The following is a 25054-nucleotide window of genomic DNA, read 5'->3' on the forward strand; positions in this document are numbered from 1 at the left end:
CGGTGTAACAAGTAGTCCCCACTATGTTCGTCTTTAGAGGAAATGGAATAAGATATGTCCCAGCCTCTTTCCTATTGTTATTCCGTTACGGGTACAACGGCTCCATCCCATTCTTCATTGATGAAGTCCTGGATTTCCTTTGAGCGCAGGGCTTTGACCAATTCTTTCACTTCTGCTTTGTTTTCGTCACCTTTATTTACAGCAATTACATTCACATACGGAGAATTGCTGTCTTCAATGGCGATGGAGTCTTCCAGGGGTTTCAAGCCTGCATCTATGGCATAGTTGGAGTTGATCACAACTGCGTCCCCTTCTTCATTTTCATACATTTGCGGAAGGAGAGCCGCTTCGTACTCATAATCGAATTTCAGTTTTTTTGGATTTTCTTTGATGTCTTCCAGCTGTGCCTGTGTATTTTCCACTCCGTCCTTTAACGTAATCAGACCTTTTTTCTCTAATAACGTAAGGATGCGGCCATGATCGGATACGGAATTACTCATCAAGATCGTGGCACCTTCCGGAAGGTCCTCAAGAGATTTATACTTTTTGGAATATACACCGATTGGCTCAATATGAATTCCTCCAGCATTGACGAAATCATATTCGTTCTCTTTCATTTGCAGATCCATGTAAGGTACGGTTTGGAAGTAGTTCGCATCCAAATCACCATTATCCAAGTCTTTATTTGGAAGGATATAATCTTGATATGTTTCAATTTGCAGGTCGATTCCCTTATCTTCCAAAATCGGTTTCACTTTTTCAAGAATTTCCGCATGGGGAACGTTTGACGCTCCTACCACTAATTCCTTCTCGTCACTGCTTCCAGATCCGGAATCACTCCCGCATGCTGCCAATCCAAAAATACTTGTTGCTGCTACTATTCCTGCTACCCATTTTTTCATCTGTTTTCTCTCCTCTTATCGTTTGTCTAATTTATTTGTGAAGTAGTCTCCAATGATTTGAATGGCGAATACAACGATTAAAATCATGATGGTCGCGGCAAGGGTTACATCCTCCCTGCTCCGTTGAAAACCATCCAGGTAAGCGAGGTTTCCTAATCCCCCGGCACCGATGACACCGGCCATTGCCGTGTACCCCACCAGGGCGATGGCTGTTACCGTGATACCTGAAACCAAAGCCGGAAGAGATTCGGGAATAAGCACTTTCCATATAATCGTGCTAGTCTTCGCTCCCATCGCTTTCGCTGCTTCGATGACGCCTTTGTTCACTTCTCTTAATGCGATTTCCACCATGCGTGCATAAAACGGTGCTGCTCCGATGATCAGGGCCGGAAGAGCCGCGTTCGCCCCGCGGATAGTATCCAATAAGAATTTTGTAAATGGAATCAGTAATACAATCAGGATAATGAACGGGATCGAGCGGAATACATTGACCACTGCACTGGTCACCGTATAAGTAAGCTTGTTTTCCCATAAATTTTCCTTGGATGTAAGAAATAACAGGATCCCAAGAATCAGTCCTACTACGAAGGTAATCAGGACTGACATCCCCGTCATATAAAGGGTTTCAACAGTCGCTTCCCACATCTTCTCCCAGTCCACATTCGGAAATATATTTTCTATCATCCTCCGATCACCTCCACTTTGACCATCTGTTCCTCAGCGAAGGCAACGGCTGCAGAAATCGTCTCTTCGTTTCCATCAAGATGGACGAACAGCGTACCATAAGCCCCTTTTTGCGTCTGGGAAATCTGTCCTTGAAGGATATTGACATCCAGGTCAAAATTTCGTATCAAGCTGGTAATGAGCGGTTGCTCAGTCGATTCACCAACAAAGGTGAATTTCAGTACTTTTCCTTCCGGATATTGAGCTAACAAGTGATCGATCGTTTCCCCTGTTTCTTCCACTTGTGATACTTCTTTCACAAATCGCTTCGTCACCTGCTCTTTAGGGTTTCTGAACACCTCAAGAACATCCCCGAGCTCTACCACCTTCCCTTGTTCCATGACTGCCACACGATGGCAGATTTTTTTGATTACGTGCATTTCATGGGTGATCAGGACGATGGTCAAACCTAAACGTTTATTAATATCCACCAATAAATCAAGGATGGAATCGGTTGTTTGCGGATCTAAAGCAGAGGTGGCTTCGTCACAGAGAAGGACGTCGGGATTATTTGCAAGGGATCTTGCAATCCCGACCCTCTGTTTCTGTCCACCGCTCAACTGGGATGGATAGGCGTCTCCTCTTCCTTCTAATCCCACCAGCTCCAATAATTCATTGGCCCTTCGCACTCTCTCCTTCTTAGAAACTCCGGCTATTTCTAATGGAAACTGGATATTTTCAAGTACCGTACGCGACCAAAGGAGATTGAAATGCTGAAAGATCATCCCTATTGACTGCCTGGCCTGCCGAAGATTTTTCCCTTTCACTTTGGAAACGATCTGTCCATTTACGTTCACGGTTCCATTTGTGGGGACTTCAAGTCCATTGAGCATCCGGATCAACGTACTTTTCCCTGCCCCACTATAGCCAATCACTCCAAAAATTTCCCCTTGGCCAATGTCGATGTTGACGCCATCAACGGCTGAAATCGGGCCCGATTTTGATTGATAGATTTTTTTCACATCTGATATGGTAATCATGCTGTCTCCACCTTCTTTCCGAGTAAAACGATCCTTTTTAATTAGGATGATGTTGCACATACCTGGCCATTCCCATAGCCTTTTCGTATACAATAAAAAATGCCTTCCTGCGATAAGCAGAAAGGCATAATCATATATAGGACTATCCTTTCTCTCATCTTTCAAAGCAAATGCTTTGAGTGAATTGGCACCATTTCAATTTTCATTGACGGTTGCCGGGCTTCATAGGGCACGTCCCTCCACCTCTCTAAATAAGAGTAAAAGTATCGATTTATTTAATTTTTTGAATTGTTAAAGACTCTGAAAATTTGCTACAAGAGAGATTCTATCATCGAAAATAGAAATGTGTCAATTCTTTTTTCTCACGTTTTTCAAACTTGAACCGGTTCCTTGACCCTGGACCTTGTCAGCCAGAGGATGGATTCTACAAATAACAGCTGGCGGTATCCTCCCTTGACTTCCAGGATGCCGTTTTCAATCAGTTGAGACAATCGCTCTTCTCCTGTTAGTAGGGATAGCATGTCCTTCTCTTGTCCCTCAATGACAAAATGCGATTCCCCGCTACCATCAGTCAATACAGTACACCGCCTGTTTGAAATGGAGATTGCATAACGTTTCTTTTCACATTGAAACTGAAGAACAAATGGGCTGTCCGGAAATAAGAGTCGTAAGTGATACCTTGAATGACACTGATCTACTAATTCCTCTAAATAGATTCGCATGAATACCCTCCCAGTGAAACTTCTATATAGTATCAATTCCACTTTTAGGTATTTTTTCCTTTTAGACATTCTCGACATGTTTTGAATGAGTTTATCTTATTTGTCGAACAGTAAGAAATTAGGTGATGACCAGTCAAAAAATGATGGGATTCGAAACATTTCCCAAGAAATATGTCCTCGTTTGTAGAAAGAAAATTACTGTTTTCATAAACTTTTCTGTTCTTATCAGCATCGTGCTTGTTGATTTCCGCTCCAGATGCTCGCTTTCCTCGGGGCGTGAGTTGAGCCTCCTCGGGCATTCGCCCTGCGGGGTCTCAACTTTTCCGCTATTCCCGAAGGAGTCGAGCATCTTCCGCTCCAATCAACACTAATCATGTACATCTCAAATTAGATTAATATGCGACAGAGGGCAATTTCATCCTTATTCTAAAGCTGGTGAAGAAGGAAGTGAAGACAAAATAAAAAGACCTTTCATAAAGGTCTCTTATCCCCACTAGATGTTTTGGATTTTGTTGATGGTTTCGTATAGGAATGGGACGGATTGAAAGGCATAGATTCTTTCCATTTCCTGTCCATCTTTAAATAAAAGAAGGCAGGGGACGCTTTCAATGGATTGTTCTTCGGCAAATTGGGGCAGATAGTTCAGGTTCGCCTTCACAAAATGAAATGACTGGGGGAGTTTCTCGACCACTTCCAACATTTTACCCGCGACCTGACATGTACCACACATCGGTGTATATAGATAAACGGCTTCCAACGCATGGGATCTGATCGATTCGTTTAATTCTTCTGTCTGGCTTACCTCCAACAAAACTAAATCATCCTTTTTCCAAGATATTCTTTATGCACATCGATATTGGCACCAATGAGAACGGAGGCAAGATGATATTCCGGGGCCGCGGCCACTTCCTTATACATCCGGTCTATATAAAGGTGTTCCGCCTCGGGGAATTCACGCTTGAATTGTTTACGTAACTTCTCCCCTGCATCATCCGCATCGACGAGGATGTATACATCCCTTTCAAACAGCTCATCGATGAGTTCGTCCATTTTGGTGATGCTTATCGTTCCATTTGTGCAAATAATTTCTATCGGTTCTTTGATTATGTCTCTTACTTTCCGCTTGTCTGTTGTACCTTCGACAATGATTACCTTTTCGTCAAGTTCCATCATGATCATCACCTTATCTTTCAGAAATAAGATTAGGATAGTATATTCAGATAACAAGAGATGATGTCCACTTTCTACTCATATTTTCTCATGTTTACAAAAAATAGTGCAAGTGGTTTGTTTCATTGCTTATAGAAATGGTGCCAGATCCATACACGAATCTGGCACCGCGGGTCACCTTTAACACCATCCACCTTCGTCGCAATCCGTGTACCTTGCATCATGGCCTTCGGTGGAAGTATAGTTCTGATAAATTTTATTCTCTTTTGCTTCGAAGTTCGGTTCCATTGTCAGTCCATCAAGGGGCAAGGACGTTTTGCCGATTGGCTGACCGTCGAGGAATAATTCGACTTCACCATTTTTCAGCCTGCCTGTCACCCTGCTTGTGACATCTAATTTCTTTGGTTCAAGTACCATGCGTATTCATCCTTTCTTTTTGCGAATACCCATATGATGCCCAAAAAGAAAAACAAAACACCTTGAGAAATCCTCAAGGTGTCCCGGGTGGAAATTATCCTTCATTGATCATTTTATCATACTCTTCAGCTGTCATCAGCTTGTCTACTTCTCCAGTGTCTGTTGGTTCCACAACGACCATCCATGCTTTTTCATAAGGTGATTCGTTCACGAACTCAGGGCTGTCGGACAGCTCTTCATTCACTTCTACCACCTTACCGGAAACAGGTGCGTATAGCTCAGAAACGGTCTTTACCGATTCAACACTGCCGAAAGGCTCGTCCGCTTTGATTTCATCTCCAACTTCAGGTAACTCGACGAATACGATATCGCCCAGCTCGGATTGTGCAAATGATGTGATTCCCACGCGTACATTTTCCCCTTCAACTTTGACCCACTCATGTTCTTCAGAATAACGAAGTTCTTTCGGTGTACTCATTCTCTATCCCTCCAAATGCTAGTTATACAACCTAATATTGACACACTTTTCAATGAAAAAGCAAGAAAACTCAGCATGAATAATGAAACTTTTTCAGTGTCCATGATCTGGAAATTACGGAGCCGATTTTACTTCCAGGTTTCTTCGAATGTTTCCTCTTTGAATCCTACGGTCACCTTGCTTCCATCCGTTGTGATCGGACGTTTGATCAGCATCCCGTCAGAGGAAAGGATTTCTAATAATTCATCGTCAGAAGCTGAATTCACTTTCTCTTTCAAGCCAAGTTCACGATACTTTTTGCCGCTTGTATTGAAGAACTTCTTCAAAGGAAGTCCACTCTTTTCGTACAGGTTTTTAAGCTCCATTTTTGACGGGGGATTTTCTACAATATGTATTTCGTCTATGGAGAGACCCTGGTCCTCCAGCCACTTTTTTGCCTTGCGGCATGTACCGCATTTTGGATAAGAATAAAAAGTCAATGACATCATTGCACCACCTTTCCTGGTAGGTACCGGATAGGGTGTATTGCCCATCCGGTCACCGTGAATCTATTTCTTACATTCGACAATATTCGTTAGTATCCTTCTTTTCCGGAACATTACTCACATTGATTTTCAACGGTTTGTACCAATTCTTTAAGGAGGACGGTTGCGTTGTCCAGCTCAAGAGAATAGAAACGCTGTGTTCCTTTTTGCTCCAGTGACACCAGTTGCTGATCTCTGAGGATCTTGAGATGATGGGACACAGCAGGTCGGGATAATGTCAGATTTTCTGTTATTTGATTGACCGTCAGAGGTTCTTGTTCGGCAAGAAGTAAAATGATGTCCTGACGATAAGGATCACTCAACGCTTGGAATAATGGAATACAAGCACGGAATGTATCGATTGCTTTTTGACCCATAGCCTTCTCCCTTCTGCTCATTCACGTATCATTATACCCGTTCTTGTACCTTGCGAACAATATTCGTGACCATTTTACGGGGCATAAACCGGATCGACTGGGTGAGTATCCGATTTTTCATCCCCGGGACGATTACGGTTTTGTTCTTCGTCATCATTTGCTTGTATCCCTCTTCCACCACGTCTTCCACACTCATCACACCTGACTGAAAAAGTTTGGAAGACTGAAGTTCAGCAGCATCACTGAACCCTGTTTGGGTGGCACCCGGGCATAAAGCCGTCACCTTCACCCCGTGCGTGGCCCACTCATTGGCAAGAGCTTCCGAGAAAGACAGGACATAGGCCTTAGTTGCATAGTAAACCGCCATCAGTGGACCCGGCTGAAAGGCAGCTGTGGATGCGACATTCAGAATCTGACCATGCTTCCTGCTTACCATCTCTTTACCAACATACTTGCTTAACTCCGTCAGGGCAGTGATGTTCACTTGAATCATATCGAGTTCTTTTGATAGCTCCGTTTCTTCAAACTCCCCGAATAATCCGAATCCGGCATTATTGATGAGGATATCAACCTGGAGCCCGTAAGCTTTGATGCCCTCATATAATTCTTTTGCTGCTCCGGCTTTGGAAAGATCGGTGGGGAACACGTGGGTGTTCACACCGTCTTTGTTCTTGAGTTCTTCTGCAACAGTCAGGAGTTTCCCCTCGCTTCTTGCTGCCAGAATCACGTCATGGCCCGAGCTTGCAAACTTATGACAAAAGTTTAGTCCGATCCCGCTTGAAGCCCCGGTAATTAAAACTGTTTTATTCATCTATTATGACCACCTTATATTATATGTTTAAACACTTAAACGTTTAAGTGTTTAAACATATAATAATTTATTGAAGAGGGAATGTCAATAAAAGAGGGACGGACCTCCAAATCGGAGGTCCGTCCCTGCATTACTTACAGTGCATATTTTTCTACATCGATCAGTTTTTCTGACGCTTCACGCTTCACTGCGATCACGTTGATCGGTGTGTGGCGTGTGAATTTACGAAGAGCTGACAGCATCATGCGCAGTGTGTCACCAGTTTCAGTTGCCACAAGCGTTTCTTTTGCATGCTGTTCAATTTCGTTGAAAGCTTCTTGACAGAAGATTTGTGTGTAAAGAAGCTTTTGTTTCGCTTTCTCCACGCCACCTTTTTCAATCGCTTTTTCCGTTCTAAGGACAACGGATTCCATTGCGTAGGCTTGTGAAACGATATCCGCAATGTTCACAAGGATTTCCTGTTCTTTTTCAAGGGCTTTACCATATTTCTGTGCAGCCAATCCTGCCAGCATCAAACCGATTTTCTTGGCATTTTTCACAAGGTACTTCTCTTGTGCCAATGGCTCATCGCCCACTTCTTCAGGCATAAGCATCATCAATTCTTCTTGAAGAGCCTGCGCTTTTTGAAGTAATGGCAGTTCACCTTTCATGGCTTTACGAAGGTATGTGCCTGGAACAAGAAGTCGGTTGATTTCATTCGTTCCTTCGAAGATACGGTTGATACGGGAATCACGGTACATTCTTTCAATTTCATATTCCTGCATGAAGCCGTATCCACCGTGAAGCTGAACGCCTTCGTCAACGATATAATCAAGCACTTCTGTGGCGAAGAATTTGTTTAGTGAACACTCGATTGCATATTCCGCAATGGATTTTGCAACCTCTGTCCCATTCTTTACTTCTTCATCCGTCAGTTTGCTCATGCGATCCTCGAATAATCCTACTGTGCGGTAAACGGAAGATTCCGCAGCGTACAATTTAGACGCCATAGTCGCAAGCTTTTCTTTCGTCAAGTTGAAGCTTGAGATCGGTGTTTTGAACTGCTGGCGCTGATTCGTGTATTGAACCGTTACTTCAAGGGCACGTTTACTTGCTCCGACAGCGCCTACTCCCAATTTGTAACGCCCGATGTTCAAGATATTGAAGGCGATGATGTGGCCTTTACCGGCATCTCCAAGAAGGTTCTCCACTGGGATTTCCGCATCTTCAAGGATCAATGTACGAGTCGAAGAGCTCTTGATTCCCATTTTCTTTTCTTCAGGGCCTGTTGAAACGCCAGGGAATTCTTTTTCTACGATGAATGCTGAGAAATGCTCCCCATCAATTTTTGCATATACAACGAATACATCTGCAAATGCAGAGTTTGTGATCCATTGTTTTTCTCCGTTCAGGATGTAGTGAGTACCTTCTGCGTTCAATTTAGCCGTCGTTTTCGCACCAAGTGCATCTGAACCTGAACCTGGCTCAGTTAATGCGTAAGCCGCTAATTTTTCACCAGTGGAAAGGGCAGGAAGATACTTTTGCTTCTGATCTTCGTTACCAAATAGGACGATCGGAAGGGATCCGATACCCACATGAGCTCCGTGGGAGATGGAGAATCCTCCTGCACGTGACATTTTTTCAGCAATCAAAGCCGAACTTACTTTATCAAGTCCCAGTCCGCCGTACTCTTCAGGTACATCTGCTCCCAGAAGACCAAGATCCCCCGCTTCCTTTAAAAGACGTACAGAATGATCGAACTCATGATTTTCCAGATTATCAATGACAGGCACGACTTCATTCAGCACATAGTCCTCTGTCGTCTTCGCAATCATTTTTTGCTCGTCGGAATAATCCTCCGGTGTGAAAACTTGCTCAAAGCTTACATCTTCAATTAAAAAACTTCCACCCTTGATTAGCTTTTCTGTTTGATTCGCCATTTCGAATCCCCCTAATATGATATTTTGAAAGAGTAGAGGGCCTCGGGAATCGAGGTCCGTCCCTCCTGTTAACCGATTAATTCAAATACGCCTGCTGCTCCCATTCCGCCGCCGATACACATGGTGACGATACCGAATTGCTGGTTTCTGCGTTTCATTTCATGGACCAGTGAAAGAGTCAGCTTCGCGCCGGTACATCCCAGTGGATGACCGAGAGCGATGGCTCCACCATTCACGTTCACTCGTTCTTCATCCAATCCGAGCTGGCGGATGACCTGGATCGATTGGGAAGCAAATGCTTCATTCAGTTCAAATAATCCGATATCCGAAAGCTCTAGTCCTGCCATTTTAAGTGCCCGTGGGATTGCTTCCACAGGGCCGATTCCCATGATTTCAGGCGGTACACCCGCTACTGCGAAGCTTCTGAATTTCGCCATCGGCTGCAGACCCAATGATCCAGCCTTTTCACGGTCCATCACCATGACTGCCGCTGCTCCGTCACTCGTTTGTGATGAGTTCCCTGCCGTTACAGAGCCTTTCACATTGAAAGCCGGTCGTAATTTAGCCAGTACTTCCGAACTTGTTCCGGCACGTACACCTTCATCCTTTGTGAATTGGAAGGATTTCTCAACGAATTTATTTTCACCGTTCACTGAACGATGGAGTACATCAACAGGGACGATTTCATCATCGAATTTCCCTTCAGCGATTGCTTTGGCCGCTTTTTGATGGCTTCTTACTGCAAAGGCATCCTGATCTTCACGGGATACGCCGAACTTCGTTGCAACCTGTTCTGCTGTATGACCCATGCTCATGTAATATTGAGGGGCATTTTCAGCAAGCTTCGAGTTCGGGCGGACCACATGGCCCATCATCGGGACAAGACTCATAGATTCCGCTCCACCGGCGATCGCCGTGTCAGAATGACCGAGCATGATTTTTTCAGCCGCATAGGCAATGGATTGTAAACCTGATGAACAGTAACGGTTGATGGTGATTGCCGGTACGGAATCAGGAAGACCTGCAAGTCCCCCGATATTTCGTGCCATATTCAACCCTTGCTCTGCTTCCGGCATTGCACACCCGATGATCAAGTCATCAATGTTCCCTTCATAATTCCCTGCACGCTTAAGGGTTTCTTTTACTACAAGTGCTCCAAGATCATCCGGTCTTACCTGAGCCAATGATCCTTTTCGAGATTTTCCGACTGGTGTTCTTGCACCAGCGACAATGACTGCTTCGCGCATGATATTCCCCCGCTTTCTACTATGATTGAAACGCTGATTAGTTGCGTAATGGTTTTCCTTTTACAAGCATGTGCTGCATTCTTTGCTGAGACTTAGGCTGTGCAACAAGGCTTAGGAATGCTTCTCTTTCCAGATCCAACAGATACTGTTCATCCACTTCTGTTCCGTATGGTACTTTTCCGCCTGCAATCACATAAGCAAGCTTCTTCGCGATCATCAGATCGTGGTCAGAAATAAAGCCTGATTGGAACATGGACTGAGCTCCAAGAAGAAGAGTGGCATATCCCGGCTCACCTACGACCGGAACCTTTTTACGGATCGGAGCCGAGTAACCTGCTTCATATAGGCTGAGTGCTGCCTGTTTTGCATCATATAGTAAATGATCATTGTTCACGCTGACTCCATCGGCTTTATTTAAGAAATTATTATCCCTTGCTTCATCACCGGATGTGGAGACCTTCGCCATGGCAATCGTTTCGAATACTTTATTGGCCACTTTTTGAAGATCGAATTCCACACCGTTTGGCAGGTTGGCTAAGTGCTTCATATAAAGCTCTTTGTTTCCGCCTCCCCCAGGGATCAATCCTACACCGACTTCAACCAATCCCATGTACGTTTCCATGGAAGCCTGGATGTGGGCAGCCGGTAAGCAGACTTCACTTCCTCCGCCTAATGTCATACCGAATGGTGCTGCAACAACTGGTTTAGAGGAATATTTAATCTTCATCATTGCCTGCTGGAAGTGTTTCACGACCATGTCAATTTCAAAGACATTGTCATCCTGTGCTTCCATAAGGATCATGGCAAGGTTTGCTCCGACACAGAAGTTCTTGCCCTGGTTCCCAATGACGAGACCTTTGTAGTTTTTCTCTACTTCATCAACGGCAAAATTGATCATTTGCGTGATATCCATGCCGATGGCGTTATTTGGAGAGTGGAATTCAAGAAGGGCGATTCCGTCCCCGATGTCAATCAGGCTTGCACCGGAATTCTTTTTGATGAGCTTTCCTGAGTTCTTCAGCGCCTTTAAGTCGATTGCCTTCGGGTTCCGTTCTACAAGTCGATACTCGCCATTGTGATAGAAGTAACGCTCACCGTTTTCTTCTTTATAGAATGTGGAGTTGCCTTCTGAAAGCATCGTCTCCACCCACTGTGGTACAGTGCGGCCCTCTTCCTTCATACGGGTTACTGACTTTTCAACTCCGATTGCATCCCATGTTTCAAATGGTCCCATTTCCCATCCGAAGCCCCATTTCATGGCTTGGTCGATGCCCACGATGTCATCGGCAATTTCACCATGCAGCTCGGCTGAATACGTTAAGACCGGAGACACGATATTCCACAGTAGTGATCCTGCCTGATCTTTTGCATAAACAAGTGATTTGACTTTGTTTTTTAAGCCTTTTTCATTTTTCGCCAATTCAAGTGAAGCTGTTTTCAGCTTTTGGCGGGGCTGATAGTCCATCGTCTCAGGATTAAGCTCCAGGATTTCCTTCCCTTTCTTAAGGAAGAAGCCCTGCCCGCTCTTACTTCCAAGCCAGCCGTTTTCAAGCATTTTCTGCATGAATGCCGGTACTTCGAACACCTTCTGTTCTTCGCCTTCCACCTGGTCATACACGTTCTTTGCAACATGAGCGAATGTATCAAGACCCACGACATCAAGTGTACGGAAGGTGGCGCTTTTCGGTCTTCCGATCACTGGTCCTGTAATGGAGTCGACTTCCCCTACAGAGTAGCCGCCCTTCAACATTTCCTGCACCGTGATCAGTAAGCCATATGTTCCGATACGGTTCGCAATGAAGTTTGGCGTATCCTTCGCCATGACGACACCCTTACCGAGGACATCTTCACCAAATGTTTTCATGAAGTCGACTACTTCCGGATCCGTCTTCTTCGTCGGGATCACTTCAAGAAGTTTTAAGTAACGTGGCGGATTGAAGAAATGCGTTCCTAAGAAATTCTTTTGAAAATCTTCTGTGCGCCCTTCTGACATCGCTTCGATCGAAATCCCTGACGTATTGGAACTGATGATGCTCCCCGGCTTGCGGTAGCGTTCCACTTGTTCGAATACTTTCTTCTTAATATCCAGATTCTCAACGACTACTTCGATGACCCAGTCACAATCACTGATATATTGAAGGTCATCCTCGAAGTTACCTGCCGTAATAAGTGAAGCATTCTGTTTGGACGTCAATGGTGCCGGTTTTTGCTTAAAGAGCTTTTTTAAAGCGTTTTCACTGAACTGATTACGAAACGCCTTACTCTCTTCTGTCAATCCCTTTGCTTTATGTTCGTCTGTCAATTCTCTTGGTACGATGTCTAATAACATTGTCGGGATGCCGATATTTGCAAGATGCGCGGCTATTCCTGAACCCATGACTCCTGATCCTAACACTGCGGCTTTCTGAATTCTACGAACCAATGGTATTTCCCCCTTATACACACTTTGAATGAATACTCATTCATTTTTCACTTAAAAAAAAGACTCGAATGAGTTCCTGTTACATCTAATATATCGGAAATTCTAAAATATCGCAATATTTAAAGAGTTATATTTACAAAAAATTCACTATTGTCTCTCCGAACCTACATAGGCGTTCGTCTAAATCAGCCTATTCACCCACCCAAGTCCACGTGCCTACACACAAGCGCCATCCTATCCTCTCCTATTATATATATATGAAATGTTGGAGGGACGGACCTTGGGTAGACGACCATTTCTGCTCCCATTTTTTATGGCAAGCCCGATATCAAAGGGTTTTCATGCTCTGGCGTCTTCGTTTCCACTGAAAATTGGAGGTCCGTCCCTCATATTTTATGGGGGATCCGGGAATGTTAGGGGTGGAGGTGTTCGAGATGGCGAAGCAGAAGAAGAATCCTTCTAAGGCTGGGGTTAGTGCAGCGAGTGTGAAGGGGGATGCCGGTCCGACGGTTGAGATGGACGGCGGCGGCAAGCGAAACAGTCAAAACAATCAATTTAAGAAGCAACCATAGGAATGGGAGATGGCACCTGATAAAAAATGATCGGGTGCTGTTTTCTTTATGTGACGTCCTCCCCTCTCCCATACAAAAATTAACTTTGCCTTCCCGTTCATTTTAAAGTAAACTATTACTATCAATTTAAAGACGTCAGACCTCCTACTTTACCACCGGCATCACAGGCAAAGTAGCACGTCTGTTTTTTTAAGTATATGAATGATAACGTTTACAGATAAGGAGACTATGTGAATGAAGCGCAGATTTTTGTTTTTTACGATTGGACTTTTCATTTTAACGATGGGGGTTGCCCTGATCATTAAGTCGGGCCTCGGAGCTTCTGCCTGGGATGCCCTCGCAGTCGGGGAGTCGAATATGTTCGGATTTACCGTGGGGACGGCCGTATTTATCAATGGGATTGTGTTGATCGGTCTCAATGCCCTCATTATGAAAAAGAAACCTGATGTCCTCGCGGCAGGATCAATTCTTGTCATTGGCCTTTTAATCGATTTTTGGCTGCTTGTTGTCTTTAACAATTATGCACCCGGGATGCTCTTGAATCAGCTGGTTGCCCTCGCTTCCGGGATTTTGACGATGGGACTTGGAATTGCGATTTACCTTCAGGCGAAGTTTCCAGCGAGTCCGATGGATACTCTTATGGTAGCCATCCATACACGTTTCGGGTTAAACCTTCGTAACTCCCGGATCATCAGTGAAGGGTTTGCCCTTTCCCTGGCATTTCTCTTTAAAGGGGATATCGGAATCGGGACGATCATTGTCACCCTCACTTTAGGGTTCGTGGTTCAGTACAGCTTCCCGTTATTCGAACAGCTCTTCGAGAAAAAAACAATGGGAAAAGCAGCTGTTTCTGCTGACTGATCTTCATTCAAAAAAAAGCAATCTTTCCAAAAAGGAAGATTGCTTTTTTTCTATCATACTGGATCAACTTTTGTTGAGGGGCTTACATTCCCTTTTTCATTCAACAGTTTATTGACACGCTTTCTTTGACTTTTATCGGCCATTACATAAAGTGTATCGCCAGCTTTAATCATGGTATCCCCTGTGGGAGTGATCAATTCATTGTGTCGGATGACCGCAGAGATCAACGTTTTTTCAGGGAGTTCGATGTCTTTAATCACCCTGTTTGTAATAGAGGCATCGTCATTAATGAGGACTTCAAGCATTTCATTATTTGTTTTCCCGATTGAAACGATTTCGATGCTGTGGGCGACCGGCGGTTTTTCTTCTCCTGCAAGCTTAAGATAGTTGGCCAGAGGGGAGATGGTCGTTCCCTGGATGAGAGCAGAGAGCAGCACGACGAAAAATACGACGTTGAAGATGACTTCGTTGTTTTCAATTCCTGCCACCATCGGATACGTTGCCAATACGATCGGGACCGCGCCCTTTAAGCCTGCCCATGATATGAAGAATTTCTCTTTAGTGGTGAAGTTCTTCGCCAGCGCTAAGCTTAAATAGACTCCGAGAGGTCTCGCTACTACAATCAATAGAATCGCAAGTATGATTCCCTGCCAGGCTATCCCCGGAAGGTGCTGAGGGAAGACCAGCAATCCCAGGAGGATGAACATGACGATCTGCATCATCCACGCAAATCCTTCATTGAAGCGGACAATGGAATGGCGGTAGGTGAGTTCCTTATTCCCGACGACGATTGCCATGATATACACAGCCAAGAGACCACTCGCCTCCAGGATGCTTGTGAAGGCATAAGTGAATATGGCAAGGGAGATGGACAGGACCGGATACAGTCCGGATGAATCCAGATTGATTCGATTGATGATCCACACGGAGGCGAGACCCAGGACCAGTCCAAGTACCAAGCCCATTCCCATCTGCCAAAAGAAGCTCAGGATCAGGGAAGCGGGATTCAATCCAGGGAATTGAATCAATTGTAAAAATGCAACGGTTAAGAAAATGGCCATGGGGTCATTACTGCCGGACTCCGCTTCAAGTGTGGCAGATATCTTCGGTTTGATGTTTTTGTTCCCAAGTACGGAAAACACTGCTGCAGCGTCGGTTGACCCGACGATGGCCCCAAATAACATCCCTTCAAGCCAGCTCACGCCGAGTATATACTTGGCTGCCACCCCGATGGATACGGTGGTTGCGACAACCCCGATGGTTGCAAGTGTTAGGGCGGGCTTATACACCTTCTGCACATTCCCCCATTTCGTCTGAAGTCCGCCCTCGAACAAAATGATGATGAGTGCAAGCGTACCGATGAATTGGGTCATAGGGGCATTATCAAAGAAGAAGTATGTATTTAAGACCATTCCCACGATGATGAACAAAATCAATGAGGGGACGCCTAATCGTGTGGAGAATTTAGCGGTGATCACACCGACCAACAGCAAGAGGCCAAGGAGCAGGGTCAAATTATCAATGGTTATTTCCATAATATCGCCTCTTATTTCATGAAGATTATTCCTTTCTATCATATAACATTGTGAATTTCGTAACAATTATTATGCCTTCCTCACCAGCCCCTATAAATGCTTGCCCATAATGATATATTCATGTGGGACATTCGGATAAAATCCTTCCCGGATGACCTTAAATCCCCCGGCATGATAAAAGGCGATGGCCGTGTGATTATCTTTGCGGGTCGTGAGGAGTACCCGTTTCTCTTCTCTATTTTGCAGTAATTGCCCAACCAGTAGCTTCCCGATCCCCCTGCCTCTGTATGCCGGGTCGACCCCCAGTTCCACCAGTTCCATGCAATCTTTCACCCATTCAGGTTCGGAATGTAAATGACGTGCCAGCAGTTCGTGATAGTATTGACCCTTTCTTGAAGAATAACCATAAATATATCCTGCCACTTGTTCATCTAGAATGGCGAGGTATCCTTCAAAAAGGGGATACGTGGAATGCCGTTTGAATTGGTCTTCCATTCCCCTTGGATCCACCTGAAATAGCCTGCAATATAACGAAATCATTTTCTTGAAATACTTTCCTTCCACCCGAAAAGGAACGATCTTCATTCTCCCTTCCTCCCATCTCCTATAAATAAATAAGACCCTATGAGCTTCCATAGAGTCTTCATCTTACTTACTATTATTTTTTCATGACCCCTTTTAGAACAAAGGCGACGTTGGCCGGTCTTTCAGCCAGTCTTCTCATGAAGTATCCGTACCAGTCCGTGCCGTATGGAACATAGACACGCATTTTGTAGCCTTCCTTGACCAGTTCATGCTGACGTTCCACACGGATGCCGAAAAGCATTTGAAACTCGAACTGATCTCGCGGAATCTTGTATTCTTCCACGAGTCTCTTCGTATATTCGATCATCTCATCATCATGGGTGGCAATCGCCGTATAATTCCCGTTCAATAGATGAGTCTTGATGATTTTTTTGAAATTCTCGTCCACGTCCTTCTTTTCCGGGAACGCAACTTCAGGTGACTCTTTATAAGCCCCTTTTACAAGACGCAGATTGGGGGAATACGCATTCAAATCATCGATATCCTTTTCTGTTCTATATAAATAGGCTTGGATGACCGTGCCGATGTTATCATACTCTGACTTCAGCCTCGTGAAAATATCAATGGTCTTTCCACAGCGGGAATAGTCTTCCATGTCAATGGTCACGAATACGTTCTGTTTGGTTGCTTCTTCAAGAATCATTCTCATATTCTTCATGACTACCTCTTCAGAAATATCCAGTCCCATTGAAGTCATTTTTAGAGATAGCTGAGAGTCGAGTTTCTCTCTCCCGATGGCACGAATCGCTTCTACACATTCAAGGGCCATTTCGTTTGCTTCACGCTCATTGTCCACAAACTCTCCCAAATAGTCGATCGTTACAACAAGATTCTGACTATTCAGCTCACGAATAACCTCAACTGCCTGCAGGATGGAAGACCCCGCAACGAACCGACCGGCACCAAAGCGCAGGCCATACTTTTTGGCAAGTTTCGTCATCGGCTTATTTTTTGAAAGGAATAAAAAGAAATTACGCATTGCTTGCTCCATGTTGCTTACCCCCTGAAAAAACATATATACCATGCTATGAAAACGTTTTCTTATTTGATAAAAAAGAGAAGGTTCATACGCAGTATATCTACCAACATTTTATCACCTTTTAAACGATTTGAATATACTTTCAAAACTTTCTTAGTAGAATATTATCGGAATTTGTAAATATGTGAATAAGGATGTTGGATAGTAGGAAAACTAACCTTTGCCTTCTGATGATACCGCTTTCTTACCGTGCCGTATACAGGGTAATATTACCTATCCGAAAGCACCTGAGAAAGGGTATCGAAGACTAAAAAAGGAAACGGAGGAATGGAATATGCAACAACAACCTCAACAAGGGAGCCAGCAGCAAACGTACACACAGCCGCCGCATATGCTCACTACGAAGGATTCACTTTATTTAAATGACATGCTTGCCTGGAATCTGACTGCCATGAAGAAATGTCATTTTGCCGCTGCTCACTGTCAGGATACGGAGATTAAAGCGGAGCTCGATAAATGCGGCCAGATGCATCAGCGCCACTACCAACAGCTGCTTGCCCATCTAAATACGACCAACCAAAATATGATGTAGAAAGGAGTCCTTAAACGATGAATCAACAGAATCAGCAAAAAATCCAAAATCCCCAAACGCAAGTGCCGGAAACGCCACAAATGAATGATCGCGACTTCATTACGGATGTCCTGTCCCATGAAAAATATATGACGGCTTCCTATTGTACGGCTTTGAATGAAGCAAGCCATCAAGCTTTATATCAGGATCTCCTGACGATTTTCAACGAAACGCAAAATGCCCAACGGGAATTATACAATGAAATGTTCCGCAAAGGCTGGTACAAGCTGGAGGCGGCCGACAGTCAAAAGATCCAGCAGTCCTATCAACAGCATCAGCAGTATTCTTCCCAATTTCCATATGGGTACGGCGGTCAGCTCCAATAATGAACGGAAGGCAGACTCGGGTCTGCCTTTTTTTGTTGGGGATAGAATCCAAAAAAAAAAGCACCCTCTTCACACCAGAAGGGTACTTTTTCAATCAGTATCGTCATTCATCTTTTTTCTTCCTGCTCATTTCCGCCCGATGTGCTTCATTCATCTCTTTGATCTCCCCGACGATCCGTTTCATTTCATCTTTCCCCTCCGGGTAGAGGGAATTCCAATGTTTCACCAGTGCCGGCATGTTCTTCGCGATAAATGAGTAAAGAGCGTATTGTGTCACCATTTCTTTCTTACTTGCGTCGGTTTCACCCACCAACAGTTCCGTGTACTTTTCAAGTAACGCATCAAATTGTTCAGGGAATTCCTTCATTGCGTTAGCCTCCTTGCAAATGTGAATTAGGTCTTTTTAATCAGACAGGTCTGCGGACAAGTTTTACAGCGATATTGTTCCCCGTTCTCCAGTCTGTAGGAGAAGCAGCATGTTTTTCTGACACGCATTTTTTCCGTTTTCCCCTCTACATTTACTTTACTGCTATAATATCTGGCCAGTGGATTTCGGTGATAGTTTCCGAACCAGGGGCTGTTTTCATCTGACAGGAGCATCCGCAGTTGGTCATCACGGCCGCTCCCCGTCCCTTCGTTTAGAAGGAAGTCATCACTCTCGAATATCCAGAATACATATACGGCAATGTTTTCCCAAAGAATCAGGTTCGATAGCTTTGTGGCACGTTTAATCGACTGAATCACGTGATCGAGATGATCCCGGAAAATGGATTGAATGAACGTCTTCTTTTCTTCAAGGGAAGTAAACTCCGTCACCGACGCATCCTTCAAGTGGAATTGAGGCATCCATAATCCATTTTTCTCCCCATCGACCATGATCAGGTTTTCAGGCTTGAGATTCAATTTCTTATTCCAGTATGTCATGGTCATTAAACCCATTGCTGCTACAAACGCATAGCGCTTCATGAATAGGGAGGCGGCAACTTTAAAGTCGTCCGTCCCGATCAGGGAGCGACGCTGGGATAAATAGGATTTCATCTTCCCGCCATCCAGGAATGAGGTTGCCTCTTCCCCTTTTAAAGCAGGGGCGGACGCGTGGAAACGGTATTTCCTCAAGATCTCCCACTGCTGTTCGGTGAGGGTGCTCATCCTGTCTCCACTGCGTCTTTCAAGATGCATCGTCCTCTACCGAACGGGATGCATAAAGGCGTGCCGAATAATGGGTCCCGGGATACCTGGCAGTCCATATCGAACACATTTTTCACGAGTTCACAGCTGATCACCTCTTCAGGTTTTCCTTGAGCATAGATCTGTTTATCCCGGATGGCTACGATATTATGGGCGTATCTGCAGGCAAGGTTCAGGTCATGAAGGACCATGACGATGGTGCGCTGCTCTTTCTCATTCAGTTCGAATAATAAGTCCAGTATCTCGATCTGATGGGTCATATCAAGATACGTCGTTGGCTCATCCAACAGGATGATGTCTGTATCCTGTGCGAGTGTCAGGGCGATCCACGCGCGCTGCCTCTGCCCTCCCGATAGTTCATCCACTTTCCGGTGCTGCAGATCCTCCATCTTCGTTGCTTTCAACGCATCCTGGACAATTTCTTCATCTTTCTGTGACCATTGCTTGAGCCAGGTTTGATGAGGGTAGCGCCCCTGCTTGACGAGCTGAAGGACGGTCAGCCCTTCTGGAGCCGTTGGGGATTGAGGAAGAATGGCCATTTTACGAGCGACTTCCTTCGTTGACAAACGTGAGATGGCCTCCCCGTCCAACAGGACCGATCCCTGCTTCGGCTTAAGCAGACGGGCGATGGAACGAAGAAGCGTGGATTTCCCGCAGCCGTTCCCGCCGATGAAGACCGAAATCTCCCCTTGTGGAATGTCAATATTCAATTCATCGATGATCGTCCGTTCCCCGTAAGATAGAGTCAAATCCTTCGTTTGTAGTACGTCACTCATCTATGGCCAACTCCTTTAAGAATTTCTTGTTTTGAATAAAAGATAGATAAAATACGGTGCGCCGATCGCTGCCGTAAAGACACCGGCCGGGACTTCGAGTGGAAGGAAGAGTGTCCTGCCGATCAAATCTGCCACCATGACGAGGATCCCGCCGATCAGGGCTGCAGTCGGAAGCAATGCCCCGAAAGAAGAACCTACCATCCTCCTTGCCATGTGGGGAGCCATCAAGCCTACAAAGCCGATTCCACCGGCAAATGCGACGGCTCCCCCCACTAACGCCGTTGACATGAGAAGGAGAAAGAACCGCTGCCGCTGAACATTCCCTCCAACACTAGTGGCGATTTCTTCGCCTAGTTCCTGTATATTCAGCTGACGGGTAATAAAGAAGCTTAACAGGATAAAGATCAGGCTCCAAGGAAGCAGGATCCACACATCCTGCCAATCAGAACCGTTCACTGTACCTGTGATCCAGATATTTGCCTGACTGGCCCTGTAGATCGGGCCGAGTATCATAAGCAACGTGGTCAAAGCTTGAGTCAAAGCCGAGATACCAATACCGATCAGAACAAGTCTGACAGGTGATACCCCTTTTCGCCAGGCTAAAAAGTAAACCAGAAAGGCAATGACTGTCGCGCCGATGAATGCCGCAACCGGCAGCCATTTAATGCTGACCATCAACGTATTATCATCATTGCTGAAAAGCGTCAGGAAGGCTACGACAGATGCTCCCGCTCCTCCTGTGATTCCAATGATGTCCGGTGAAGCAAGGGGGTTGCGTATCATCCCTTGAAGGATTCCCCCGGCAACGGCTAACGCCATCCCGGCAAGCAGTGCGATGAGGATCCGCGGCAGGCGGAATGACGTCACCACGAGGTGCTCCAGGCTCGTCCCCCCTCCAAAGAAGACACTGATCACCTTCCATGGGGCAATCTTCAGGTCCCCTATTCCTGTACTCATGATCAGAACCAGGAATGTAATCAAACCCAGGATGGTTATTTTTTTAAGTGCTGAAAGATCAACGAGCATCGAAACACGGTCCTGCAACCATCGTTTTCCTATAAATCGATTCATCGGTTAAAACCCCTTCCTTGCCACATACACGAAGAATGGTGCCCCGATGATGGCGGTCATGACACCGACTGGCACTTCCTGGGGCATGATGACGTAGCGTGCTCCAATGTCGGCAGCCAGTAATAAGATCGCTCCGAGAAGTCCCGAGAAAGGAATCAGCCACCTGTGATCCACGCCGATGATTTTCCTTGCTAAATGGGGAATGACAATTCCGATGAAACCGATGGGGCCGGCTACAGCGACGGAACCGCCAGCCAAGAGGACGACCACCATCAAAGCAAGAAACTTGATTACATTCGTTTTCAGGCCGAGTCCTTTCGCCACATCTTCCCCCATGGCGAGGATATTCATCTTGCCGGCAATAAAGAGGGCAAGAATCCAGCCAGCCACTATATAGGGAAAGACCCCGCTCAATATATCAAGACTTCTTCCCTGGACAGATCCCGCGAGCCAGAATAACACCTGCTCAAGTGCCGCTTCGTTCAAGACAAGTAATCCCTGTGTAAAGGAAGAAAACATAGCGGTGATTGCCGCCCCAGCAAGCGTCAGCTTCATAGGCGTCAAGCCTTTATCTCCGGCAGAGCTGATGACGAATACGCCGACCGCTGCAATGGCGGCACCAAGAAAGGCGAGCCACGTAAAGGATTGCAGGTTGGTTACGCCAAAGAGCGTTACCGCTACGACCACCATAAAGGCTCCCCCTGCATTGATTCCGAAAATCCCTGGAGATGCGAGGGGGTTATTGGTCAATGTTTGCATTAAAACCCCTGAAATCGCAAGGGAGGCACCGACGGCCGCTGCTATGAGCGCCCTTGGTAACCGGATGGTCTGAAGCACGATATGCTCCGTCGATCCAGTCGGGTTGGAAAAAGCCCCGATGGCTGTTTGCCAACTTGTATCCGTGTATCCGTATACAATACTGATCCCGATGCACAGGATAAGAAAAAGAAATGTTCCTATAAATAAAAGAAGTTTTTTTTGAATAGTCATTATGTGCTAACCTTTCTATTCCTTAAAGGAAAGGAAATCAATTAAACCATCAGGTACTGCTCTTCCCTCTCTATTTTAAAGAAGAATAAAAGGAGCGTCAATGACTTTGAAAATCATTATCATTTAGGTATTGACAATAAAAACCTTCTCAACTACCATTATGAGTGTAAATGATAATCATTATCACCGATAAAATATATCAGGAGGATCTACATATGAAATTAAAAGGCTTACTATCTTTACTGTTGATCTCTACGCTTCTCTTTCTTGCTGCCTGCGGAAATAAAGAAGAAAAAGAGGAATCCGCAGGAAATGATGCGAATGAAGAAACGTATACAGTGAAACACGCAATGGGGACGACGGAAATCAAAGGAACGCCAAAGAAAGTTGTCATCCTTACAAATGAAGGAACCGAGGCTCTCCTTGCCATGGGTGTCACTCCCGTCGGTGCCGTTCAATCTTGGACAGGTGATCCTTGGTATGACCACATCGCCGACAAGATGAAAGACGTTGAAGTCGTGGGTACAGAGAGCGAATTAAACATGGAAGCGATCGCAAAGCTTCAACCGGACTTGATTATCGGGAACAAAATGCGCCAGGAAGAGCAGTACAATCAGTTGAAGGACATCGCTCCAACCGTCATGGCCGAAACATTGCGCGGTAACTGGAAAGAAAATTTCGAGTTATATGCCAAAGCAGTGAATAAAGAAGATAAGGGTCAGGAAGTATTAGCGGAGTACGATCAGCGAATTGAAGATCTGAAAGGGAAACTCGGCGATAAACTGAATCAAAAAGTTTCCATGGTCCGCTTTTTAGCTGGAGACGTAAGAATTTATCATAAAGATTCATTCTCAGGAGTGATCTTGGATCAATTAGGGTTCGCCCGTCCTGAAGGTCAGGATGTAGATGATTTTGCAGAAAAAGGTGTAACGAAAGAACGCATCCCGGCAATGGACGGAGATGTCCTGTTCTACTTCACATATGAAACAGGCGACGGCGAAGCGAACAAACTTGCTGAGGAGTGGCTGAACGATCCATTGTTCAAAAATCTTGAAGTAGCAAAACAAGATAAGGTATATGAAGTAAGTGATGCGATTTGGAACACGGCAGGCGGAGTCCTGGCAGCAAATGAGATGCTCGATGATATTGAAAAGTATTTCCTGGAACAGGAATAAACGTTAGCCGGAGAGGGCGTCCCCCCTTTCCGGCTTTTTCTATGCTGATTTTCATGAACGCTTTACGCATTTTTCCCTTTGCCCCTTCCTTTCTCATAATTCTCCTTTTTTCGGTAACACTACAGGATAGACCATACATCGGACATGAGGGATTAGTATGTTTTCATTCTTTAAGAACAAGAAAAACAGCGATAAGAACAGTAAGAAGCAATCATATGAAAGTCTGAAAAAGGAAGCGGAGAAATCTGCCGATTATAAACAGGCCTTTTACCAGAATCCACATACAGGGGTGAAGTTCAGCCTGCACTTCGTCACAACGTTGATTGATGGAAAGATCCTGCAGGAGGATGTCCTTCCTTCCTTGCTTTCAAAGGATTTTCACTCTTTCGATGATCTAAAGACACTGGTCCCTGTTTTGGATATTCAAATTTCCACAGATGAAACCCAAATCGAACAGAAGCTGTATAACGGATATACCCTCCTGACAATGGATGCTTCCAACCGAAAATTTGCCTTCATCGCGACCAAGAACGAAATGGGCCGGAAAGTCTCTCAGCCGGAAGTGGAGTTCAGTGTCGTCGGACCCAAGGAGGCATTCGTAGAGTCTCTCAGTGATAATCTGAACCTGCTAAGAAAGCGGCTGCCCATCAAGGAAATGCTGGTGGAAGAATTCAATCTCGGAACACTCACCCACACCCGGGTGGTCCTGTTGTATATTGACGGACTGGCAGATGAAGCAAACGTCAATACGGTCCGGCAGCGATTACGCGATATAGACTTTGATCAAATCATAGACAGCTCATTCGTTGAACAGCTGATTGCCGATAACGGTAAGTCCCCCTTCCCGCAACTATTGGACTCTGAACGACCTGACCGGGTCGCGTCCGTACTTGCCGAGGGTAAAATTGCCATCATGGTGGATGGATCGCCGCATGCTTTGATCGGGCCGACCACACTTGTAGAATTTTTTAACGCATATGAGGATTATTTCCTGAATTTCTTCATTTCCTCTTTCCTGCGTCTGGTCCGTGTATTCGCCGTGGCATTCTCCATTTTGATCACACCCATTTATGTAGCCGCATTGACGTATCATTATGAGCTCATACCGAAGGATTTAATGGCTACACTCATCACGTCAAGACAAGAGATCCCTCTGCCCCCTATTCTCGAGGCATTATTTCTTGAATTGACGATCGAACTGCTGCGGGAAGCAGGAGCACGCCTTCCGACCAAGGTTGGTCAGACAATCGGTATCGTTGGAGGTATCGTCATCGGGACGGCATCCGTTGAAGCGGGGATCACGAGTAATGTACTGCTCATATTGGTGGCACTTGCTGCCCTTGCTTCTTTTACCACTCCCGTATACCGGATGAGTAATACGATCCGTCTACTGCGTTTTCCCTTCCTATTGTTTGCACAACTTTGGGGACTGCTTGGGATCGTCTACTGTTTCTGCCTTCTGATGGGTCATCTCCTGCAATTGACGTCCCTTGGCAGACCGTTTTTAGAACCTCTTTTCCCACCGCGGGTAAAAGACTTAAAAGATGCACTCATTCGACTTCCCTTCAGCAGACAAGGCGGCCGTCCTGAATACCTTCGAACAAAGAAACCGTTCAGGTTCCGTCCGTCCGAAGGGAAGAAAAAGCTTGATATCGATGAATAATGGTTGGAGG

At 45.3% G+C, this 25054-nt stretch carries 28 protein-coding genes and 1 riboswitch; of the genes, 6 read left to right on the forward strand and 22 right to left on the reverse strand.

Features of this window, described 5'->3' with window-relative positions; translation table 11 throughout:
• Positions 1–77 precede the first annotated feature (77 nt).
• From BVI01S_RS06870 to BVI01S_RS06935, 14 genes are all read right to left on the reverse strand, one after another.
• Positions 78–902, reverse strand: a complete 825-nt coding sequence (locus BVI01S_RS06870) for a MetQ/NlpA family ABC transporter substrate-binding protein (protein WP_061809719.1) — start codon at positions 900–902, stop codon at positions 78–80.
• A gap of 15 nt (positions 903–917) precedes the next feature.
• A complete protein-coding gene (locus BVI01S_RS06875; RefSeq protein WP_061809720.1) occupies positions 918–1586 on the reverse strand; it encodes a methionine ABC transporter permease in 669 nt (222 codons plus the stop codon).
• Positions 1583–2605, reverse strand: a complete 1023-nt coding sequence (locus tag BVI01S_RS06880) for a methionine ABC transporter ATP-binding protein (protein WP_061809795.1) — start codon at positions 2603–2605, stop codon at positions 1583–1585. Before BVI01S_RS06880 ends, BVI01S_RS06875 begins: the two co-directional genes overlap by 4 nt.
• A 151-nt stretch (positions 2606–2756) precedes the next feature.
• Positions 2757–2863, reverse strand: a riboswitch (SAM riboswitch).
• A 113-nt stretch (positions 2864–2976) separates the two neighbouring features.
• Entirely contained in the window at positions 2977–3327 is a 351-nt protein-coding gene (locus BVI01S_RS06885; RefSeq protein ID WP_034764019.1) for an SCP2 sterol-binding domain-containing protein, read from the reverse strand.
• 493 nt (positions 3328–3820) lie between these two features.
• A complete protein-coding gene (locus BVI01S_RS06890; RefSeq protein WP_061809721.1) occupies positions 3821–4138 on the reverse strand; it encodes a thioredoxin family protein in 318 nt (105 codons plus the stop codon).
• Positions 4139–4140: 2 nt separating this feature from the next.
• Positions 4141–4500, reverse strand: a complete 360-nt coding sequence (locus BVI01S_RS06895) for a toprim domain-containing protein (protein WP_082197523.1) — start codon at positions 4498–4500, stop codon at positions 4141–4143.
• A 177-nt stretch (positions 4501–4677) separates the two neighbouring features.
• Positions 4678–4914: a YusG family protein gene (locus BVI01S_RS06900; RefSeq protein WP_034764025.1), complete on the reverse strand. Its 237-nt coding sequence runs from the start codon at positions 4912–4914 to the stop codon at positions 4678–4680.
• Between the two features lie 94 nt (positions 4915–5008).
• On the reverse strand, positions 5009–5392 hold the full coding sequence (gene gcvH / locus BVI01S_RS06905; RefSeq protein ID WP_061809722.1) for a glycine cleavage system protein GcvH: 384 nt from the start codon (positions 5390–5392) through the stop codon (positions 5009–5011).
• Positions 5393–5520: 128 nt separating this feature from the next.
• Positions 5521–5877, reverse strand: a complete 357-nt coding sequence (locus BVI01S_RS06910) for an arsenate reductase family protein (protein WP_061809723.1) — start codon at positions 5875–5877, stop codon at positions 5521–5523.
• A gap of 113 nt (positions 5878–5990) precedes the next feature.
• Positions 5991–6293 carry an ArsR/SmtB family transcription factor gene (locus tag BVI01S_RS06915; protein WP_034764033.1) on the reverse strand — a complete coding sequence of 101 codons (303 nt, stop codon included), beginning with the start codon at positions 6291–6293 and terminating at the stop codon, positions 5991–5993.
• A gap of 31 nt (positions 6294–6324) precedes the next feature.
• Positions 6325–7104 (reverse strand): SDR family NAD(P)-dependent oxidoreductase, encoded by a 780-nt coding sequence (locus BVI01S_RS06920; RefSeq protein WP_061809724.1) that lies wholly within the window; start codon positions 7102–7104, stop codon positions 6325–6327.
• A gap of 134 nt (positions 7105–7238) precedes the next feature.
• Positions 7239–9023, reverse strand: coding sequence for an acyl-CoA dehydrogenase FadE (locus BVI01S_RS06925; protein ID WP_034764040.1), 1785 nt, complete (start codon positions 9021–9023; stop codon positions 7239–7241).
• Positions 9024–9091: 68 nt separating this feature from the next.
• A complete protein-coding gene (locus BVI01S_RS06930; protein ID WP_061809725.1) occupies positions 9092–10270 on the reverse strand; it encodes an acetyl-CoA C-acetyltransferase in 1179 nt (392 codons plus the stop codon).
• A gap of 37 nt (positions 10271–10307) precedes the next feature.
• Positions 10308–12692, reverse strand: a complete 2385-nt coding sequence (locus BVI01S_RS06935) for a 3-hydroxyacyl-CoA dehydrogenase/enoyl-CoA hydratase family protein (RefSeq protein WP_082804684.1) — start codon at positions 12690–12692, stop codon at positions 10308–10310.
• 434 nt (positions 12693–13126) lie between these two features.
• Between BVI01S_RS06935 and BVI01S_RS22145 the strand changes: the two genes are divergently transcribed.
• Both BVI01S_RS22145 and BVI01S_RS06940 read left to right on the forward strand, forming a co-directional pair.
• Positions 13127–13264, forward strand: a complete 138-nt coding sequence (locus BVI01S_RS22145) for a YuzL family protein (RefSeq protein WP_079532050.1) — start codon at positions 13127–13129, stop codon at positions 13262–13264.
• Positions 13265–13498: 234 nt separating this feature from the next.
• Complete coding sequence (locus tag BVI01S_RS06940) at positions 13499–14125, forward strand: YczE/YyaS/YitT family protein (protein WP_061809726.1); 627 nt, start codon at positions 13499–13501, stop codon at positions 14123–14125.
• A gap of 53 nt (positions 14126–14178) precedes the next feature.
• On the opposite strand, the gene BVI01S_RS06945 is transcribed toward BVI01S_RS06940, so the two are convergent.
• The 3 genes from BVI01S_RS06945 to BVI01S_RS06955 all read right to left on the reverse strand — a co-directional run bounded on the left by BVI01S_RS06945 (position 14179) and on the right by BVI01S_RS06955 (position 17236).
• Positions 14179–15660 carry a potassium/proton antiporter gene (locus BVI01S_RS06945; RefSeq protein ID WP_034764052.1) on the reverse strand — a complete coding sequence of 494 codons (1482 nt, stop codon included), beginning with the start codon at positions 15658–15660 and terminating at the stop codon, positions 14179–14181.
• 90 nt (positions 15661–15750) lie between these two features.
• Positions 15751–16245, reverse strand: coding sequence for a GNAT family N-acetyltransferase (locus BVI01S_RS06950; RefSeq protein ID WP_051758473.1), 495 nt, complete (start codon positions 16243–16245; stop codon positions 15751–15753).
• Between the two features lie 73 nt (positions 16246–16318).
• Positions 16319–17236 carry a proline dehydrogenase family protein gene (locus BVI01S_RS06955; RefSeq protein ID WP_034764054.1) on the reverse strand — a complete coding sequence of 306 codons (918 nt, stop codon included), beginning with the start codon at positions 17234–17236 and terminating at the stop codon, positions 16319–16321.
• 322 nt (positions 17237–17558) lie between these two features.
• Here BVI01S_RS06955 and BVI01S_RS06960 point away from each other — a divergent pair, with 322 nt between their 5' ends.
• Complete coding sequence (locus tag BVI01S_RS06960; RefSeq protein ID WP_034764614.1) at positions 17559–17816, forward strand: hypothetical protein; 258 nt, start codon at positions 17559–17561, stop codon at positions 17814–17816.
• Between the two features lie 17 nt (positions 17817–17833).
• Positions 17834–18181: a spore coat protein gene (locus BVI01S_RS06965; protein WP_034764057.1), complete on the forward strand. Its 348-nt coding sequence runs from the start codon at positions 17834–17836 to the stop codon at positions 18179–18181.
• A 103-nt stretch (positions 18182–18284) separates the two neighbouring features.
• Here the strand turns inward: BVI01S_RS06965 and BVI01S_RS06970 are convergent, their stop codons facing one another.
• From BVI01S_RS06970 to BVI01S_RS06990, 5 genes are read right to left on the reverse strand one after another with little or no spacing between them, the layout of a single operon-like run.
• Entirely contained in the window at positions 18285–18548 is a 264-nt protein-coding gene (locus BVI01S_RS06970) for a DUF2573 family protein (RefSeq protein ID WP_034764060.1), read from the reverse strand.
• A 26-nt stretch (positions 18549–18574) separates the two neighbouring features.
• Positions 18575–19330, reverse strand: a complete 756-nt coding sequence (fhuF, locus tag BVI01S_RS06975) for a siderophore-iron reductase FhuF (protein WP_061809727.1) — start codon at positions 19328–19330, stop codon at positions 18575–18577.
• Positions 19327–20145 (reverse strand): ABC transporter ATP-binding protein, encoded by an 819-nt coding sequence (locus BVI01S_RS06980; RefSeq protein ID WP_034764066.1) that lies wholly within the window; start codon positions 20143–20145, stop codon positions 19327–19329. Before BVI01S_RS06980 ends, fhuF begins: the two co-directional genes overlap by 4 nt.
• A 15-nt stretch (positions 20146–20160) precedes the next feature.
• Positions 20161–21216, reverse strand: coding sequence for a FecCD family ABC transporter permease (locus BVI01S_RS06985; protein ID WP_034764069.1), 1056 nt, complete (start codon positions 21214–21216; stop codon positions 20161–20163).
• A gap of 3 nt (positions 21217–21219) precedes the next feature.
• Positions 21220–22206, reverse strand: a complete 987-nt coding sequence (locus BVI01S_RS06990; RefSeq protein WP_034764073.1) for a FecCD family ABC transporter permease — start codon at positions 22204–22206, stop codon at positions 21220–21222.
• Between the two features lie 215 nt (positions 22207–22421).
• Here BVI01S_RS06990 and BVI01S_RS06995 point away from each other — a divergent pair, with 215 nt between their 5' ends.
• Complete coding sequence (locus BVI01S_RS06995; protein WP_034764076.1) at positions 22422–23381, forward strand: ABC transporter substrate-binding protein; 960 nt, start codon at positions 22422–22424, stop codon at positions 23379–23381.
• 157 nt (positions 23382–23538) lie between these two features.
• Positions 23539–25044, forward strand: coding sequence for a spore germination protein (locus tag BVI01S_RS07000; RefSeq protein WP_034764079.1), 1506 nt, complete (start codon positions 23539–23541; stop codon positions 25042–25044).
• Positions 25045–25054 lie beyond the last annotated feature (10 nt).

This window comes from Rossellomorea vietnamensis NBRC 101237 (genome assembly GCF_001591825.1).
In the GTDB taxonomy this organism is placed as follows: Bacteria; Bacillota; Bacilli; order Bacillales; family Bacillaceae_B; genus Rossellomorea; species Rossellomorea vietnamensis.

Bases quoted from the DNA above. Each gene is read 5' to 3' on its own strand.
- BVI01S_RS06880 (WP_061809795.1), bottom strand. From the start codon at position 2,605: ATGATTACCATATCAGATGTGAAAAAAATCTATCAATCAAAATCGGGC.
- BVI01S_RS06910 (WP_061809723.1), bottom strand. From the start codon at position 5,877: ATGTCATTGACTTTTTATTCTTATCCAAAATGCGGTACATGCCGCAAG.
- BVI01S_RS22145 (WP_079532050.1), top strand. From the start codon at position 13,127: ATGGCGAAGCAGAAGAAGAATCCTTCTAAGGCTGGGGTTAGTGCAGCG.
- BVI01S_RS06870 (WP_061809719.1), bottom strand. From the start codon at position 902: ATGAAAAAATGGGTAGCAGGAATAGTAGCAGCAACAAGTATTTTTGGA.
- BVI01S_RS06955 (WP_034764054.1), bottom strand. From the start codon at position 17,236: ATGGAGCAAGCAATGCGTAATTTCTTTTTATTCCTTTCAAAAAATAAG.
- BVI01S_RS06930 (WP_061809725.1), bottom strand. From the start codon at position 10,270: ATGCGCGAAGCAGTCATTGTCGCTGGTGCAAGAACACCAGTCGGAAAA.
- BVI01S_RS06920 (WP_061809724.1), bottom strand. From the start codon at position 7,104: ATGAATAAAACAGTTTTAATTACCGGGGCTTCAAGCGGGATCGGACTA.
- gcvH (WP_061809722.1), bottom strand. From the start codon at position 5,392: ATGAGTACACCGAAAGAACTTCGTTATTCTGAAGAACATGAGTGGGTC.
- BVI01S_RS06980 (WP_034764066.1), bottom strand. From the start codon at position 20,145: ATGAGTGACGTACTACAAACGAAGGATTTGACTCTATCTTACGGGGAA.
- BVI01S_RS06875 (WP_061809720.1), bottom strand. From the start codon at position 1,586: ATGATAGAAAATATATTTCCGAATGTGGACTGGGAGAAGATGTGGGAA.
- BVI01S_RS06940 (WP_061809726.1), top strand. From the start codon at position 13,499: ATGAAGCGCAGATTTTTGTTTTTTACGATTGGACTTTTCATTTTAACG.
- BVI01S_RS06995 (WP_034764076.1), top strand. From the start codon at position 22,422: ATGAAATTAAAAGGCTTACTATCTTTACTGTTGATCTCTACGCTTCTC.
- BVI01S_RS06900 (WP_034764025.1), bottom strand. From the start codon at position 4,914: ATGGTACTTGAACCAAAGAAATTAGATGTCACAAGCAGGGTGACAGGC.
- BVI01S_RS06915 (WP_034764033.1), bottom strand. From the start codon at position 6,293: ATGGGTCAAAAAGCAATCGATACATTCCGTGCTTGTATTCCATTATTC.
- BVI01S_RS06945 (WP_034764052.1), bottom strand. From the start codon at position 15,660: ATGGAAATAACCATTGATAATTTGACCCTGCTCCTTGGCCTCTTGCTG.
- fhuF (WP_061809727.1), bottom strand. From the start codon at position 19,330: ATGAGCACCCTCACCGAACAGCAGTGGGAGATCTTGAGGAAATACCGT.
- BVI01S_RS06985 (WP_034764069.1), bottom strand. From the start codon at position 21,216: ATGAATCGATTTATAGGAAAACGATGGTTGCAGGACCGTGTTTCGATG.
- BVI01S_RS07000 (WP_034764079.1), top strand. From the start codon at position 23,539: ATGTTTTCATTCTTTAAGAACAAGAAAAACAGCGATAAGAACAGTAAG.
- BVI01S_RS06990 (WP_034764073.1), bottom strand. From the start codon at position 22,206: ATGACTATTCAAAAAAAACTTCTTTTATTTATAGGAACATTTCTTTTT.
- BVI01S_RS06960 (WP_034764614.1), top strand. From the start codon at position 17,559: ATGCAACAACAACCTCAACAAGGGAGCCAGCAGCAAACGTACACACAG.
- BVI01S_RS06965 (WP_034764057.1), top strand. From the start codon at position 17,834: ATGAATCAACAGAATCAGCAAAAAATCCAAAATCCCCAAACGCAAGTG.
- BVI01S_RS06970 (WP_034764060.1), bottom strand. From the start codon at position 18,548: ATGAAGGAATTCCCTGAACAATTTGATGCGTTACTTGAAAAGTACACG.
- BVI01S_RS06895 (WP_082197523.1), bottom strand. From the start codon at position 4,500: ATGATGGAACTTGACGAAAAGGTAATCATTGTCGAAGGTACAACAGAC.
- BVI01S_RS06885 (WP_034764019.1), bottom strand. From the start codon at position 3,327: ATGCGAATCTATTTAGAGGAATTAGTAGATCAGTGTCATTCAAGGTAT.
- BVI01S_RS06950 (WP_051758473.1), bottom strand. From the start codon at position 16,245: ATGAAGATCGTTCCTTTTCGGGTGGAAGGAAAGTATTTCAAGAAAATG.
- BVI01S_RS06925 (WP_034764040.1), bottom strand. From the start codon at position 9,023: ATGGCGAATCAAACAGAAAAGCTAATCAAGGGTGGAAGTTTTTTAATT.